The sequence below is a fragment of the Syntrophobacter fumaroxidans MPOB genome (genome assembly GCF_000014965.1).
Lineage (GTDB): Bacteria > Desulfobacterota > Syntrophobacteria > Syntrophobacterales > Syntrophobacteraceae > Syntrophobacter > Syntrophobacter fumaroxidans.
The window spans coordinates 4,779,411-4,795,158 of sequence record NC_008554.1; the positions used below are offsets into that span (position 1 = coordinate 4,779,411).

The 15,748-nt window shown below is 62.1% G+C and carries 12 protein-coding genes; 1 reads left to right on the plus strand and 11 read right to left on the minus strand.

What is annotated here, in order from left to right; all coding sequences use genetic code 11:
- Positions 1 to 5 precede the first annotated feature (5 nt).
- Positions 6 to 1,715, minus strand: coding sequence for an efflux transporter outer membrane subunit (locus SFUM_RS20240; protein WP_011700708.1), 1,710 nt, complete (start codon positions 1,713 to 1,715; stop codon positions 6 to 8).
- 585 nt (positions 1,716 to 2,300) lie between these two features.
- On the opposite strand from SFUM_RS20240, the gene SFUM_RS20245 reads away from it, so the two are divergent.
- Positions 2,301 to 3,068 carry a sulfite exporter TauE/SafE family protein gene (locus SFUM_RS20245; protein WP_011700709.1) on the plus strand — a complete coding sequence of 256 codons (768 nt, stop codon included), beginning with the start codon at positions 2,301 to 2,303 and terminating at the stop codon, positions 3,066 to 3,068.
- A gap of 183 nt (positions 3,069 to 3,251) precedes the next feature.
- On the opposite strand, the gene SFUM_RS20250 is transcribed toward SFUM_RS20245, so the two are convergent.
- The 10 genes from SFUM_RS20250 to SFUM_RS20295 form a co-directional block, all read right to left on the minus strand.
- Positions 3,252 to 4,589 carry an MFS transporter gene (locus SFUM_RS20250; protein WP_011700710.1) on the minus strand — a complete coding sequence of 446 codons (1,338 nt, stop codon included), beginning with the start codon at positions 4,587 to 4,589 and terminating at the stop codon, positions 3,252 to 3,254.
- 186 nt (positions 4,590 to 4,775) lie between these two features.
- Positions 4,776 to 5,063 (minus strand): ferredoxin family protein, encoded by a 288-nt coding sequence (locus SFUM_RS20255; protein WP_011700711.1) that lies wholly within the window; start codon positions 5,061 to 5,063, stop codon positions 4,776 to 4,778.
- Positions 5,060 to 6,355: an FAD-dependent oxidoreductase gene (locus SFUM_RS20260; RefSeq protein ID WP_011700712.1), complete on the minus strand. Its 1,296-nt coding sequence runs from the start codon at positions 6,353 to 6,355 to the stop codon at positions 5,060 to 5,062. The genes SFUM_RS20255 and SFUM_RS20260 overlap by 4 nt, the downstream gene beginning before the upstream one ends.
- 17 nt (positions 6,356 to 6,372) lie before the next feature.
- On the minus strand, positions 6,373 to 7,374 hold the full coding sequence (locus SFUM_RS20265; protein WP_011700713.1) for an adenine nucleotide alpha hydrolase family protein: 1,002 nt from the start codon (positions 7,372 to 7,374) through the stop codon (positions 6,373 to 6,375).
- A gap of 10 nt (positions 7,375 to 7,384) precedes the next feature.
- A complete protein-coding gene (locus SFUM_RS20270) occupies positions 7,385 to 8,344 on the minus strand; it encodes an electron transfer flavoprotein subunit alpha/FixB family protein (protein WP_011700714.1) in 960 nt (319 codons plus the stop codon).
- Between the two features lie 15 nt (positions 8,345 to 8,359).
- Positions 8,360 to 9,133, minus strand: a complete 774-nt coding sequence (locus SFUM_RS20275; RefSeq protein WP_011700715.1) for an electron transfer flavoprotein subunit beta/FixA family protein — start codon at positions 9,131 to 9,133, stop codon at positions 8,360 to 8,362.
- A gap of 21 nt (positions 9,134 to 9,154) precedes the next feature.
- A complete protein-coding gene (locus tag SFUM_RS20280) occupies positions 9,155 to 10,294 on the minus strand; it encodes an acyl-CoA dehydrogenase (RefSeq protein WP_041441125.1) in 1,140 nt (379 codons plus the stop codon).
- A gap of 144 nt (positions 10,295 to 10,438) precedes the next feature.
- Positions 10,439 to 11,902, minus strand: coding sequence for a 4-hydroxyphenylacetate 3-hydroxylase N-terminal domain-containing protein (locus SFUM_RS20285; RefSeq protein WP_011700717.1), 1,464 nt, complete (start codon positions 11,900 to 11,902; stop codon positions 10,439 to 10,441).
- 65 nt (positions 11,903 to 11,967) lie between these two features.
- Positions 11,968 to 13,548, minus strand: a complete 1,581-nt coding sequence (locus tag SFUM_RS20290) for an acyl CoA:acetate/3-ketoacid CoA transferase (RefSeq protein WP_011698027.1) — start codon at positions 13,546 to 13,548, stop codon at positions 11,968 to 11,970.
- 399 nt (positions 13,549 to 13,947) lie between these two features.
- Positions 13,948 to 15,453 carry a sigma-54 interaction domain-containing protein gene (locus SFUM_RS20295; protein WP_011700718.1) on the minus strand — a complete coding sequence of 502 codons (1,506 nt, stop codon included), beginning with the start codon at positions 15,451 to 15,453 and terminating at the stop codon, positions 13,948 to 13,950.
- Positions 15,454 to 15,748: the final 295 nt, after the last annotated feature.

Here is a 15,748-nt window from a genome sequence, read left to right on the forward strand (position 1 = left end):
TTTTTCTACCAATCAGGCGGCCGGGGCAATTCCCTGACGTTGGATGGAGGAGGGGGCTCGAGATCGGCTGGAAGTCCCCCCTTCACCGGGAGCAGATCGCCCCAGTTGGTCCTTTCTCTCATCACCCGCACCGTCTCCGCCGGGACGAAGTCCTTTCCCGCTCTGAGCTCCCACCCGCCGCCGAGTCCCTTGTAGAGCGCCACCAGGTTCGTGGGCACCGCGCCCCGGCTCTGGGTGAGGCTGTCCTGTTCCTGGACGAGTGACTGCTGCGAATTGAGCACGGTGGTGAAGTCGACCGCACCCTCCCGGTACTGCAACATGGCGAGATCCACCGCCCGTTTGGCCGCTTTCACACTTTCCTCCAAAAGAGCGGTCTTATCCTGGGAGCGCAGAAAACCCACCAGGGCGTCTTCCACTTCTTTTGCCGCACCGAGCACCGTGTTCCGGTAGGTGACCATCAGTTGCTCGAAGCGCGCATCCTGGACCCGCACGTTGTTCGTGATGCGGCCGTAGTTCAGGATCGGCCATTCGATGGTGGGACCGGTGGTCATGGTGTAGCTGCTCCAGGTGAAGAGATCTGTGAAACCGCTCCCGCCGGTTCTGGTCAGGCGTGAATCGCTAGCAAGAAACCCGAACGACCCCAGCAGGGAAATACGGGGAAAGAGCTCGGCTTTGGCAACGCCGATCTGAGCGCATTGCGCGGCGGCCTGGAGCTCGGCGCTACGGATATCGGGCCGGCGGCGCAGGAGCTCCGCGGGGATCCCGAGGACAACCTCGGCCGGCGGAGTCGGGATGGTCCCGGGTTTGTCGCCGAGCAGCCCGGCCAGGTCGCCCGGAGGCATCCCCAGCAGGACGGCAAGACTGTTCCTGGACTGCTGGAGGCTTATCTCCAGAGAGGGGATCTGGGCCTGAGTGTCATAAAGAAGGGTTCTGGCCTGCTGCACGTCCAGCTCGGTCACGGCTCCGTTGCGGTACCTGACTTCGGTGAGCCGAAGCGACTCCTTCTGGATCTCGACGTTCTCACGCGCCACCTTGAGCCGTTCCTCGTAGGTGCGGATCTGGACATAGGTGGACGCCACGTTGCCGGCCAAGGAGACGAGGGCACTGTCGTAATCAGCCACGGACGCCGTCAGGCTGGCGTCAGCGGATTCGATGCCGCGCTTGTATTTGCCCCAGAAATCGATTTCCCACGACGCGTCGATTCCGTAATTGTAAGCCCCGTATCTCAGGTCACCGCCGCCGGCAGTATTGGCGGCGTTTTCACTGTTCCGGGTGTATGTATACGCGGCGTTGCCCTGCTGCTTCTGAGGGAACTGGTTTCCCAGCGCGATGCCCAGCTGAGCGCGCGCCTCGAGAATGCGCAGCCCCGCAACCTGAAGATCCGGGTTGTTCTCATAGGCGATCCGGATCAGGTTGTTCAGGACCTCGTCTTCGAAGACGGTCCACCACTGGCTGTAGTCTCCCGACTCGGTTTTGACCTTCGAGTTGTCCTTTTCGCTCCAGTTTGCAGCTACCGGCGCCGATGGTTTGGCGAAATCGGGACCCACTGCCGTGCAACCCGCGGCTCCCAGTGTCGCCGCCAGGAGCATGAGCGCGGACACACACCGCATCGCGCTCGAAAGCCACGGGTGACCGAGCCGGCAGAAAGGGCGGATGATGGTCTGGCGACGGCATTCGGCCGTCGTTCGGGCGGAAAGTGCGGAGGTTGACCGCATGAACCCTCCTCGGGATGAGTGAAGCCGGGTCGGTTGTGTGGCGCGTATCGCTTCTCGTGTCGGAACCCGCGGCGGAAATGCCCCCTGTTCCCGCGAATGTCCGAGCCGGACCCGCTCGCGCTCGAACCGCCTTGAGACGACCGGGCATCGCCCATCCAGGATACAATTTGTCCGCGCCGGGTGGCAAGCTTCTTGTGGCTTTGCCGCCGGAGCGCCCGCCGCCCGGTGATGGAGGCCGGCCACGGGAGAAAGCCGCGGATTTACGGCGTTCATGGTCGCCGCGCCGGGAGGAAGATGCCGAGGGTTTTCGGTGGGCCGGACACGGCGGCAGGGTCCGGGAGATGTCGACACGGGAGCGGACAATACCGGTTCGAGACCAACCGGGGTTGTCTCGTGGCAGGGCCGTGCAAACACTGCGGCAAAGCGTCGGCGGGTCGGAGTCATTCCAGGTTGACAGCAGGCATGCCCGGGGGTATTTGTGGCGTACAATGCTTCACGGTGCCGGGCGCTCGTTCGCATTGACGCTGCAATCCCCGGTCTGGTCCACCACTTTGACGCTGACTTTGAAGGTGCCGGAAAAGCAATATGATCGGTCAGGCCTGGGCGGCGTTTCCCGCCGGGATGTGCATAGCCACCATCGTCATGGTGGTGGGCTTCGGAGGCGGGATCCTGTGGATGCCTTTCCTGCTGATCGTGCTGCACTTGCCCACGGATACCGCAATCATCACATCCTTGCTGATCCAGACCGCCGGCACGGGGTCGGGAAGCGTTGCCTACACGCTCCAGAAGAAAACCGACAACCGGCTCGCCCTGCTCATGATGAGCATCGCCATTCCGGGAGTCATCGTCGGCGCTTTTTTTGCCCACCGCGTCGTTCCTTCCAATATCGAAGTCATCATTGGCGCGATATCCCTGGCGACGGCCCTGTTGTTCGCTTCTTCCAACGAGAAGTTTTCGGAGACGGGAGTGGAGCGTGTGGAGCTCAAACGGGCGGCCGGGCATTCATGGATTGCGGTCGTCATGGCCGTCGCCAGCGGCATGCTGACGCTCAACATCGCCGAGTGGCTCATTCCCGTGATGCGGAACAAGATGGGCCTCAGGATGAGCAATGCCGTCGCCACGTGCATCGTGCTCACCTGCGGGGAATGTTTTCTCGGCGTGTGGACTCACTATTTCATGGGTGCGAAACCGGACTGGGCCGTTGCCCTCTGGGGAATACCGGGCGTGATCATCGGAGGTCAAATCGGCCCCAGGCTGGCAAAAGGCATCGATGAGCGCCTGCTCAAAGAGATTTTCATCTTCATGCTCACACTCATCGGGGTTCACCTGGTGTACAAGTACTTTCCTTTGTGACGGAGAAACGGCCGGCGGCAGGAGGCGTTCCGGTGGGAATCGCCCTGCCGATACCGATCCCCGCGCAAGATCGCGGAATGTGAGCAAGGAAGCATCGGAATGAAAAGAGGAGGGCGGCGCCGGTTCCGCGCCGCCCTCCTCTTCAAGCATGCCGCAAAGGCCAATTGAGGCCTTGCCTTGACGTCATGCGTCGTCTTTCGTCACCACTTTCGTGTCGGTGGTGAAGTACATGGCAATCGCGCCAAGAACCAGTGCGATCAGGCAGAGGACGAAAGACATCCGGTAGGCTTCCACGGGGAATTTGTCCCCGACCTTCCCGTACCCGTCCAGCACCAGGCCCATGACCGCCTGGAACAAGGCTCCGCCGACGAAGTACCAGATGTTGACCATCCCGTTGGCCGTGGCGATGAAACTGTGCGGTTGTCCTTCAGCAATGTGCGCATAATTGGGCACGTATGCACCACAGAAAAAGCCCATGATGAACAGGATGGCGTAGAACCAATTGACGGGGAGCGAATCCGGCCAGATGATGACCGGCAGCCAGGTGAGCGCATAGATGACGATGCCGTAAAGGGAGGTCTTTCGTCGCGACTTCAGTACCCGGTCGGACACCCAGCCGGCGGTCAGGCAGCCCAGCGCCATGCCGATGGGCCAGAACATGAGCACATTGGCGGCGGTCTGCTTGGGCATGCCGTAGATCTGCTGCAGGTAGGGGATGCACCAGAGCCCCTGGAAGCCCATCACCGTGCCGTAGATCATGAACGCGTATACGGCGATGAGCCAGTAGTTCCTCATTTTGAAGAGCTTGCCCAGGTTTTCCTTGAAAGACACCTTGACTCCCGCCTGCTGGTAGTATTGAACGCCATCGATGTCCGAAACGGTGGGATAGCCCTTATCGGCGGGTTTGTTCCTCAGGATGACGAAATTCAATATTGCCAGGATGACCATGAAGGCGCCAAGCCAGAAGAACGAGTAGCGCCAGCCCACGAGGCCCACAAGGAAGGCCAGGGGAGCGGACGCCAGGACGGCCCCGGCGTTGCCCCAGGTGAGCATCATGCCCGTCAGGGTCGAAAATTCGTTGGGGCGAAACCAGTTGGCGAGGATTCTCATGCAGGGGATCCACACCACGGCCACTCCGACGCCCATCAGGAAACGGCCGAATACGATCACGCCGAAGCTCTGAGCCAACCCGAACAAGGCGGTTCCGACGGCTGCGATGATGAAAAACGTGCCCACCGAAAACCGGGGACCGAGATAGTCCGAAAGTATCCCCGAAGGGATTTGCATCGCCGCGTAGGGATAAAAGTACATGGAAGACAGAATACCGAGGCTCGTCGCGGTCAGCCCGAATTCCTTCATCAATTCGGGGGCCACAACGGCCGGCGCGACGCGATCGAAGTAGACAAAAATGTAGGTGAGCAACAACATCCCGTAGCAAATCCAACGGTAGCGAAGCATTCTTTTCGCCAACTCGTGGATTTGCGTTTGCGTGGTGCCGATTTCGGCTGCGAATTGACTCACTGGCATACCCTCCGTAGAATGAGATTGTCGCTTGGAACGTTCCGAAGTCGGAGAGACCTCGGATGCGAAGACGAATTGTCACCAAAGGGCTCCATTGGATCGGACCTCCACCCCGGGATCCGTCAAAGGGCTCCTGCTTGTTTGCTCCCGGATTTCCCGGTTCGAACCTGCCGGCACGGCCGGCCGTCATCCATAGCGGAAGTGGACTCCGAAACCTCCGCGCGGATAGTTCCAGTCGATGGCGGAGCCGGCGTTGGGGCAGGCCACGCGGCACGTGCCGCACTCCAGGCACCCGGCGTAATCGAAGCTCAGCGCGCCGTCCTTGACGCTGTAGAGCCCGGCCGGACATGCCCAGGTGCAAGGCTTGTCCGGGCATGACGCGCAAACCTCCCGGTTCACCTTGATGTGCGCCTCCTCGTCATCCACCACGAACTTGTTCATTCCCAGCAACTGTTCGATGCTCAAGCGTTTCACAGGCCTCTCGCTCCTTTCCAGCCGTCGAGGGCCAGTTGCCCCAGGCCGATTCCGCTCGCCCGGATCCGGTCGTAAATTTTCCGGGCAAGCCGTGCCGGCGGCTTGCCGTCCACCGTGAACAACTCGCTCGCAAGGCCCGTGACAAGTTTCGGGTATTGGTTGAACATACGTTTGTTTTCCAAAATCTCCGGCGCACTCCGGTAGGCTTCCAGGTCCCTGAGGACGAAGCTTTCCCGCAGCAACTCCCGGTAGCGGCAAAGACCGTTGCGGGAAAAATCGTTATGCGCCTTCGCCTCCATCACCGCCCGCGCGGCCGCCTCCCCCGAGGCGACGGCAAAGTCCATGCCCCGCACTGTATAACCAAGGTTGAGCACGAAGCCCGCGGCATCCCCGGCAACCAATATCCCGTCGCCGAACAACTCGGGCATCATCCCCAGCCCCGCCTCGGGCACCAGGTGCGCCGAATACTCGGCTTCCCGCCCCCCTTCGATCAAAGGGGCGATGTGCGGGCTGCTCTTGAAGTCCTCGAGGGCCTCCGCCGGCTTCATCCGGCAGCGACTAAGCTCCGCGACGTTGAAGACCAGCCCCAGGGAAATGCTGTTCTTGTTGGTGTAGAGAAAACCGCCTCCCTGGACTCCCCCGGAACAGTCCCCCACGAACAGTTGCGCCGCGCCGTGGAAGTCGTCGACCTGGAAGCGCTCGTTGATGGTCTGCGCGGGCAGCTCGATGATCTGCTTGACCCCCGTGGCCACCTGGCGCGCCGAAAAAGGCCCGGCAAGGCCCGCCTTCCGGGCCAGGACCGAATTGACCCCGTCTGCCGCGATCACCACGTCGGCCATCATTTCATCTTCCCCGGCCCGGATGCCCACGACCCGGCCGTTTTCAAACACCAGGTCGTCGACCCGGATTCCGCACGCCAGAAGCGCTCCCGCCTCCTCCGCCTTCGCGGCGAGCCATGCGTCGAATTCGGCCCGCAGCAGCGTGAAGGAATGACAGCCGGGACCGGCCCACTCCGAATCCCGACAGGCGACCGATACCGAACGCTCGCCGTCGAGGAACGTGATGAGCTCGCGCTCAACGCAGCGCTCCACCGGAGCCTCTGTCCAGAATTCCGGAATGATCCGGTTCAACGCGTGACTGTACATGCGCCCGCCGTACATGTTCTTGCAGCCCGGAGCGGTTCCCCGCTCCACCAGGATCACCTCGTGCCCCTCACGGGCCAAAAGGTATGCGGCCGTACTGCCGGCGGGACCGGCCCCGACCACTATTGCGGTGGTTTTGTCTTCTGCCATTTTCGGCACCTTACTTTCTAGTTTCTCGAGTTCCCTCCGAGCTCGGAGATCAGCAAGGCAAAGACGCCGAAAAGATCTCCGATGATCCCATACTCGGTTTCAATCCCCTCCGAAGCCGCTCCGAAGCCCTGCATGCCGGAAAGGACGCATCCATCATCGTCTCGATTCGGAGCGCACGGCCGGCGGGACACGCCCACGGCGATGAGAAGGTCCGGCCTGATCGACGTTGAGGGCGCACAGCCCCGCGAATCCTTGATCGATTGTGAAAGGGCGCCGACCATCGATTTGAATCCTTCGGCATCACCGGCCTGCCGTGCTTTCCGAAGTGTTCCGGTTTTTTTGCGGCGGAGCAGGTTTCCGGCCGTCGCCGTATCTCGCGCACCGTCACACACAGGACGGGAAAATGAAGCGAATTGCGTCGCAGGGTCGGTCCGGTCCCGGGTGAAGGGCCGGCACACCGCGCCGTTAAGGGCGACGCCTGCAATCCGTGGCGGTGCGGTGCAGATGATCCTGCGCACTTCACCCCCTCCGAAGAGCAGGTGTTGCAGAAGCGAAAATGCGAGGCTCCCATCGAATTGAAAACTCTCGCAGTCTCCCTGGAACGACACGTCGAGGTGAGCCGCGATGTGGGTGATGAGCTTCCGGCCGCGCGGCGTACCTCCAACCACGAACACCTGGCGGTCTTCGGTGCGCGTACTGTCCGCCCTGAAATAGTAAGGGGACGTCACCCGGACAATGTCGGGACAGCTCACGCAAACGCTGCGCCTGCCGCTCACCAGGGTGATGTGACGCTCGGAAACGGGCCGGTTCCCGGCCGTGTGTGGACCCCGCTCGGGCGGAGACCGCCACCCGGGCCATTCGCTTGCCCGGCCGCCGAGCACATTGCCGTTCGAAACCGCCCCCTTATCGACAAAGACGACCTGGCAGCCCTCCTTGGCCAGGAAGAAGGCGGCCGTGATTCCCGGAGCTCCCGGGCCCACAATGATCGCCGCAAATCTGCCTTCGATCGGATAGCGCATGGTGCCCGCCTCAGTGTTTCAGGGTTTTCTTGAGCTCGTCGATGAGGATCGGGACGACCTGGTAGAGGTCCCCCACGATGCCGTAATCGGCGGCCTCGAAGATGGGCGCGTTTTCATCCTTGTTGATGGCAAGGATCACCCTGCTGTCCCGGATTCCGGTCACGTGCTGGATCTGGCCGGACACACCCACTCCCACGTAGAGCTGCGGTTTGATCTTTTTGCCCGAGATGCCCAGGTAGACCTCCTCGGGCAGCCAGCGCAACTCCTCGGCGACGGGCCGCGAACAGGCGAGCTCGCCCCCGAGGGCGTCCGCAAGGTCGCGGGCAAGCTTCACATCCTCCTTCTTCTCGATCCCGCGGCCCACGCAGACCACGATCTTGGCCTCCGTGACGTCCACGCTCCCTCGCGCCGCGGGCGTGCGATGGAGCACCTTGACGGGCGAGGAGGGCGCTGCGGCCAGCGAGCGGATGGTTCCTTTTGCGTCGTCCTCGCCGGCCGGGGCCGGCTCGAACGCCCGCGCCGCAATCGTGGCCATTTGCGGGCGCGTGGTGCAAACCACCTTCTGCACCCCCGCGCCTCCGTACATCAGCCGTTCCATGACCAGGCGCCCGCTCCCCGCGTCCACCTCGAACCCCGCGCAGTTGCTGCACAGCCCCGTATCGAGCCGCGCCGAAAGCCGCGCGGCCATTTCCTTGCCCCGCTGCGTGGCCCCGATCAGGATCACGTCCGGTTCCTCTTGTGCGGCCGCCTGCGCCAGAACGGGGACATAGGCTTCCAGTCCCTGGTCCGGGGCGAGCCCCGGCAGCACGAACACCTCCCGCGCGCCGTGCGCCAGGTAGCGCCGCGCAAGCTCCTCGTCCGGGGCAAACGCGACCGGATGCACGCCCAGCTGTTCGGCCACCTTCCTCCCCGCGCACAAAAGCTCCAGGGTGTGCTCGGCTCCTTCGGCGAAAACCCAGATTCCTGCCATTTTCTCACCACTCCTTCAACCGATCGCGCCTTCCTTCAAGAGAGCGTCGACCACCGAGCGAATCTCCTCGGCTCCCGCCCCGAATCTCAGGCGCTTGCGTTCCATCGTGGCCGCGACCACCCCCATGGTCTTCAACCGTTCGGCCGGCATGCCTCCCAGCCGCTCCGGCGTGAGCTGTTCCACCGGCTTTTTGGCCGCTCCCAGGACCTGTTTCAGGCTCGGAATGCGCGGCGTGTTGATGTCCGGCAAAACCGTGATCAGCCCGGGCAGCGGGACGGACACCACCTCGATGCCCTCCTCGAGCTTGCGTTCGGCGATTACCCTGTTCTCCCCCTCCACGTACGTGAGCTTGTTCACGTAGGTTGCGCACGCGATGCCAAGCTTCTCGGCGAGGGCGGGCCCCACTTGCTGTGCGTACAGATCGCTTGAGCCTTCCCCGCACAGGATCAGGTCGAACTCGACAAACGATCCGATGGCTGCGGCCAGCAATCCGGTCGTCCGGGCCGGTTCCAGGTCGGCAAAAGATGGATCGTTGACGAAAACGGCCCGGTCCGGACCCCGGGAAAGAACGTCCTTGAGGCAGTTCTTTGCCGAGGCCGGAGCCACCGTCACGGCCGTCACGCTCGCTCCGTGCTGTTCCTGCAGGCGCATCGCCTCCTCCACCGCGTTGCGGTCGTAGGGGCTGATCTTAAAAGCCGCGCGTTCCAGGAGCAGCTTGCGGTTGGGGGCGTCCACCCGGATGTCCGCCTCGTCGATTACCCATTTGAAGCACGCGATAACCTTGAGCATGGCTTGCCCTTCCCGTTTCCATCAGCGCAGAATACTGCCCGAGATCACCATGCGCATGACCTCCGAGGTGCCCTCGTAGATCTCGGTGATCTTGGCGTCGCGGTACAGCCGCTCCACCTTGTGACCCTTGATGAACCCGATGCCCCCGTGGATCTGGATCGCCCGGTTGGTCTGCCGCGCCGCCGTCTCCGCCGCGTGCAGCTTGGCCATGGCCGCCTCCTTGCTGTAGGGCAGCCCCTGGTCGTAACACCAGGCGGCGTGGTAGGTCAGAAACCGCGAGGCCTCGACCTCCGTGGCCATGTCGGCCAGCATCCACTGGATGGCCTGGAAGGAGCTGATGGGCTTTCCGAACTGGACCCGCTCCTTGGAATAGTGAATGGACTCATCCAGGGCCGCCTGAGCGATCCCCAACGCCTGCGCCGCGATCCCGATGCGCCCGCCGTCCAGGGTCATCATGGCGATCTTGAACCCCTGGCCTTCTCCTCCCAGCAGGTTCCCCTTCGGAATACGACAGTTTTTCAAGACCACCTCGGAGGTCAGCGCCCCGCGGATCCCCATCTTGTTCAAGTGCTCCCCGGGCTTGATCCCCGACGTGTCCGCCGGCACAATGAACGCGCTCAGACCCTTGGGCCCCTTGGACTTGTCCGTGCTCGCAAAAATGATGAACACCCCCGCCACCGGTGCGTTGGAAATGAACATCTTCGTGCCGTTCAACACATAGGAGTCTCCGTCGAGCACCGCGGTCGTGCTCCCCGCGGCCACATCCGTGCCCGCCCCCGGTTCGGTCAGCGCAAACGAGCCCAGAATCTGCCCCTTGCACAGCGGGGTCAGCCACTTTTGCTTCTGCTCCTCGGTCCCGAACTTGAACAGGGGAAAGCTCGCCAGAGAGGTCTGGCATTCGAGAGTGAATCCCGTTGCCGCGCACGCCCGCGATAGCTCTTCGACCACAATCGTGTAGGTCAGGTAGTCGGCCCCCGCCCCCCCGTACTGCGTCGGGTAGGGAATGCCGCACCAGTCCTGCTCGGCCAGGCGCTTGATGTTTTCCATCGGAAAACGCGGCTCCATGTCCACTTCCTCGGCGATGGGCTCCACGTACTTTTGACAAAACTCCCGGACTCCGGCCCTCACCAGTTCCTGTTCTTCCGTCAGTTTGAAATGCATGATCCGCTCCCCTCGGTAATTGGATTCCGAAACGTTGACGGGACAACCCTTCAACCCGGACATTGAGGACTGCGGGCGGGGCGGCGCTGCACTGCGCCCCGCCCGAGTGGTACAATCCCTTCGGTTCTTTTCCGGCCGATCCCGCTATTTCTTCTTTTCGGGTTCGGGCACTTCCTCGGTGATGCCCGCGATTTTGCGCGCGTAGTCGGCGAATTCATTGACCGGCGTGAAGGCCCTGACCACCAGCTTCGCCCCGTCGGGCGAGCCTCCGCCGTGCATGCAGCCCGGCACTCCCGCCCCCAGGGTCAGCCATTCCGAGAGCCGGGCCGCCCGCGCCCTCGTCTCCGCGCTGAACTTCGCGCTGGCCTGCAGCGCCTTGCGCACCAGGTGACCGTACTTGGGGTCGTTGAAATCTTTGGAGGATGGAAAACATCCGGTTTCCACCACCCCGCCTCCGATGTCCTGGCACAGTCGCTTGGTCTCGTAGGGGAGCGTCGCCACGTGCACCTTGTTGGTGTGAGCCGTGAGCGAATCCGCCACCCACATTCCTCCAGGTCCCTTCTTGCCCAGGGCCATGGCGCCGATGCCCATGCAATACGTCGTTTCGTTGTTCACGGCCATTTCCACCATCTTGGCGCTGAAGGTTGCCGCCGCCAGACCGTTGGTGCGGGCCATCAACGCCCCCGCCCCGATCATCACGTCCCCCTGCCCGGCCACGCAGGCCCCGATGCAGGCCCGGTAGTTGGCCGTGAAGTACTCGATAACCTTCCCGGCAAACTTGGCTTCCTGGCACATGAATACCCGCTCGTTGGGCACGAAGCAGTCCTGGAAGAAAAGAAACGCCTGGGTGATCCCCATCTCCGGAATGTCGAACCCGTCTTCCATTTCCCGCGTGTCGCTGGGCCGGCGCGTCTCCACGATGGTCAGCCCTTCGATGTCCCGGGGCACCACCACCACCACCGCGTAGTCCTTGTCCTCATCCCGGTACCCGCTGCCGGGCAGAATGAAAATCTCGTTGGATGCCGCCACGCCGCAAATCATCGCCTTGGTGCCGCTGATCACGATCCCGTCCTTGCGCACTTCCTTGACGTGCACGTTGCTGTCCGGGTCGGCCTGCTGCGAGGGCCGAAGCGAGCGGTCCCCCTTGGCGTCCGTCAGTGCCCCCGCCACCACCAGCCCCTTCTCCTGGGCGCCCAGAATCCACTTCTTGAGCCGCTCCTGGTAGTGCGTCCCGCATTCCTTGTCGATGAGCGCCGTCACGTTCCACATCACGTTCTGGGCGTTCCACCCCACGCACAAGCCCCCGTTGCACGAGCCCGTGAACCGGTACATCCAGCGCTTGAGCTTGGAATTGCCCATGATGTCCTCAAGGGTCTCCATCATGGAGTTCCACCGGTGGATCTTCTCCCCCGTGAAGCTCGACACCGTCGAGAAATCCTGCGCGTACTTGGGGTCATGAGAGGCGTCGAATCCCCGGGCGTGGCTTTCCACTGTCCTGCGCGTGGCCGCATGCGCGGTCACGTCCTCGATCAGCTCCCCGAACTTGTAAATGTTGGGGCGCATCCCCTTCAGTGACTTCAGGTAATCGGCTCTGGTCTTCAGTCCCATTTGCTTTACTCCTTGTCCGTGCGTTGTGTGCTCCGACTTCCACCCCGCCAACTTCCGCTTCGGTATCAGCCGCCGTTTTTGCCCAGTATCTCCGCCTTGATGCCCATGGGCGTCTTCTCATCGAATATGCGCGCGTCCATCTGCTTGAGATCCGGGGCGATCAGGGGCTTGAACTCCATCTGCGCCAGGATGTCCTTGTCCAGGTCCACTCCGGGCGCGATTTCGATGAGCGTCACCCCTTCGGGCCTCAGCGCGAAAACCGCGCGCTCCGTCACGTAGAGAATCTTCTGACCGCTGCTGCGCCCGTACTCCCCGCTGAACGTGATGTGCTCGACCTTGTCCACCAGCTTCCTGACCTTGCCTTCGGTGACGATCTTGAGCCTGCCGTTGCCCACCTCCACCTTGAGCCCGTTGGCCGTGAGCGTCCCGCAAAACACCACCCGGGGAGTGCTCTGCGTGATGTTGATGAATCCCCCCGATCCCGCGATGCGCGGCCCGAACTTGCTCACGTTCACGTTGCCGAACCGGTCCATCTCCGCCATTCCCAGAACGGCCAGGTCCAGCCCGCCCCCGTCGTAGAAGTCGAACATGTTGGGATGGTCGATGATCGCCTCCGGGTTCACCGCCGTGCCGAAATACAACCCACCCAGCGGCACGCCCCCGATGACTCCGGGCTCAACGGTCATGGTCAGGCTCCCGCTGATCCCCTCCTCGGCAGACACCACCCCCACTCCAGGCGGCATCCCGATCCCAAGGTTCACCACCGCATCGGGCACCAGCTCCATGGCGCACCGCCGGCACACCACCTTGCGCTCGCTCATGGGCAGAGGCGTCACGGCGCTCAGCGGCACCCGCGTCTCCCCGCAAAGACTCGGGTTGTACTGCTCGGCCATGGGAATCTGCCAGTGGTTCTCCGGCTTGGCCACCACCACCACGTCCACCAGCACCTTGGGCAGCTTGACCATCATCGGATGGATCGTTCCCGCCTGCACCAGCCGCTCCACCTGCACGATCACGATCCCCCCGCTCCCCTTGGCCGCCAGCGCCAGGGCCAGAAACTCCAGCGAGATCGCCTCGTGCTCGATGGAGACGTTGCCGTTCTCATCCGCGCTGGTCCCACGCACGATGGCCACGTTCACCGGAAACGCCTTGTAGAACAGGTACTCTTTGCCCCCGATTTCCATCAGCTCCACGTACGTGTCCTTGCTGATCGAATTCAACCGCCCGCAACGCTCCCGCGGATCCACGAACGTCTTCAATCCCACGTGCGTCAATACCCCGGGCTTCTTCGAAGCGATGGCGTGGTAGAGGTGCATGATCGTCCCCTGCGGAATGTTGTACGCCTCGATCTTCTCCTCCACCGCCAGACGGATGATGTCCGGCTGAAGCCCCCAGTGCCCCGAGATCACCTTTCGGATCAGCCCCTCCTTGCCCCACCGGTTCAACCCCCAGTTGGACTTGCCGTCGTTCTGGCTGGCACCGTGCGTCAATATCAGGTCCCTCGGCTCTCCGGTCTCAAGAAACCGCTTCTCCATCGCCAGCGATAGCTCCTCCGGATGACCCATCCCCACAAATCCCGATATGGCGACCGTATCCCCACTCTTGATCAGTTTGACCGCCTCCTCGGCAGACATGAACTTCGCCATCTGTCGACCTCCTCTCCCTTTCGTTCCCCGTTCCCTCATGTTGGCGCCAAGCCAGGCAGCGTCCTCTGGCGACATTCATCAAAGGCAAGGCGCGTGCCAACCTCGGTGCCTATAGCACTAAGGGTATGGTTTCTCAGTAAAAACAGGAGAAGCCTTCACGTTTCAATAGGAGCGGCACCGGTTCTCCGGGCGATGCGCCTTCACATCGAATCAAGACGACGGAGAGCGGCTCTGTTGTAATTGATGATGTGATATCAAAAAGTTAGAAGATTCGATGTAGGATCGACTCGCTGATGCCGGACTGCATCGATCTCAAGAGGCGGGGTTCCCTGGCGGCAGGGGAGGGAATGAAACATTCAGAGATGAGCACTCATTGAAGAGGAGGGCGACTTGTCGCTCTCAAACCTTCAGCCGTGGGTCGTCGAACAGGCCGGGAGAGGATTGCGTCTCGAGTGGAGACGGGATCCGGTATTTTTTCATCTTGCGCACGACGGTGGACTGGTCGATATCCAGGGCCACGGCGGCTTTACGTGTGCTGCCGTATTTTCTGAGCGCCTCTTCGAGCAGCTGTCTCTCGATTTGCTCGACGGCCCGCTGCAGTGAAACGTCGTGCGGCAGAACCAGGCGGCCCGCGTCGGGCGGCATGGGACCCTGCATGCAGGCCGGCAGATGGCGGGAATGGATTTCCTCGTCTTCGGTCATCACCAGCATGCGTTCGATAACGTTTTCCAGCTCGCGGATGTTTCCCGGCCAGGAATAGGAGAGAAACCGGTCCACCACCGCCGGGGAGAAGCGCTTGTTGAACTGGTAGCGTTTGTTGATTCTTTCCAGAAAATACTGGACGAGCAGCGGGATGTCTTCCCTGCGCTCGCGCAGGGGCGGGATCTCGATGGAAACCACGTTCAACCGGTAGTAGAGATCTTCGCGGAAGGCCCCGGACGAGACCATTTCGCGCAGGTTGCGGTTGGTTGCCGCCACGATGCGGGAGTCGACCGGAATGGACTTGATACCGCCCACCCGGACGACCTCGTGATCCTGCAAAACCCGCAGCAGCTTCACCTGGAGATTGACGGACAGGTCGCCCACTTCGTCGAGGAAAAGGGTCCCTTTTTCCGCCAGTTCGAACATGCCCGGCTTGCCCTGTTTCTTGGCTCCAGTGAATGCTCCCGCCTCGTATCCGAACAGTTCCGATTCCAGCAGGTTTTCGGGAATGGCGCCGCAGTTGATCTTGATGAGCGGACCTTCGTTGCGCTCGCTGAGCCGGTGAATCGCATTGGCGACTACCTCCTTGCCGCATCCGGACTCCCCGGTGATCAGCACGGTGGAATCCACCTTGGCCACCTGTGCGGCCATTTCCAGGACCCGCTTCGTTTCCGGGCTCCTGGCGACGACGTCGCAATCCCTGGTGATCTGTTGCAGGCGCATCTGCTCGAGCTCCGCGGCGTAGATCTCGTTCAATTGGCGGGTTTTCTCCAGGAGATCCTTAAGGTAGATGATTTCCGTGATGTCGCGAACGTTGACGACCACGCGGCGGATTCTCCCGTCCGTTCCCCAGATGGGAATCCCGGTGGCCATGATTTTCTGACCGATTTTCTCTCCCCGGGTCATCTCGAGCATGATCGTGATTTTCTTTCCGGCCTTGATGGCCGTCATGGCGGCGGATTCGGTGTAGAATTTTTCGCCCACCATGTCCTGGGCGGTCTTGCCGATGACAAAACCCCGGTGGATGCCGCAGATCCGCTCCCATGCGCTGTTGACCATCAACACATTGCCGTCGCCGTCCGTGATGAACAGGCCGTCGTGAGAGGCTTCGAGGACATCCTCCAATTCGCACGAGGAACACTTGTTCTCGGGCCTTTCAGGTTTTTGGCTGCCGGAAATGCCGGCGCCGCGCTTGACAAGCATGGTAGGGTCCTCCCGATGAGAAAGCGCCTGCCCCTTTCCGGTGACCGACGACTCCCGTCGACCACCGGTTGGGGATGAACCGACCCGTTGCGCGGATAATGCGGATGCAAATCAAGTGCCGTATTGACCGGTTGAATGCTGAAATCATGGAGGTTCTGAAATTCGGGCGAAGGGTGTGGAAACACCAGGGCGGCATGAGACCGGAGAGGGGGGCACACGGCGCGCAGGGGGAAAAAAATACCGGTGGAAGGCCTGAGGGCCCAAGCGTGCCTTATGATGGGATCGAACGCGCGGC

Bases quoted from the DNA above. Each gene is read 5' to 3' on its own strand.
- SFUM_RS20240 (WP_011700708.1), bottom strand. From the start codon at position 1,715: ATGCGGTCAACCTCCGCACTTTCCGCCCGAACGACGGCCGAATGCCGT.
- SFUM_RS20245 (WP_011700709.1), top strand. From the start codon at position 2,301: ATGATCGGTCAGGCCTGGGCGGCGTTTCCCGCCGGGATGTGCATAGCC.
- SFUM_RS20260 (WP_011700712.1), bottom strand. From the start codon at position 6,355: ATGGCAGAAGACAAAACCACCGCAATAGTGGTCGGGGCCGGTCCCGCC.
- SFUM_RS20265 (WP_011700713.1), bottom strand. From the start codon at position 7,374: ATGCGCTATCCGATCGAAGGCAGATTTGCGGCGATCATTGTGGGCCCG.
- SFUM_RS20270 (WP_011700714.1), bottom strand. From the start codon at position 8,344: ATGGCAGGAATCTGGGTTTTCGCCGAAGGAGCCGAGCACACCCTGGAG.
- SFUM_RS20275 (WP_011700715.1), bottom strand. From the start codon at position 9,133: ATGCTCAAGGTTATCGCGTGCTTCAAATGGGTAATCGACGAGGCGGAC.
- SFUM_RS20280 (WP_041441125.1), bottom strand. From the start codon at position 10,294: ATGCATTTCAAACTGACGGAAGAACAGGAACTGGTGAGGGCCGGAGTC.
- SFUM_RS20285 (WP_011700717.1), bottom strand. From the start codon at position 11,902: ATGGGACTGAAGACCAGAGCCGATTACCTGAAGTCACTGAAGGGGATG.
- SFUM_RS20290 (WP_011698027.1), bottom strand. From the start codon at position 13,548: ATGGCGAAGTTCATGTCTGCCGAGGAGGCGGTCAAACTGATCAAGAGT.
- SFUM_RS20295 (WP_011700718.1), bottom strand. From the start codon at position 15,453: ATGCTTGTCAAGCGCGGCGCCGGCATTTCCGGCAGCCAAAAACCTGAA.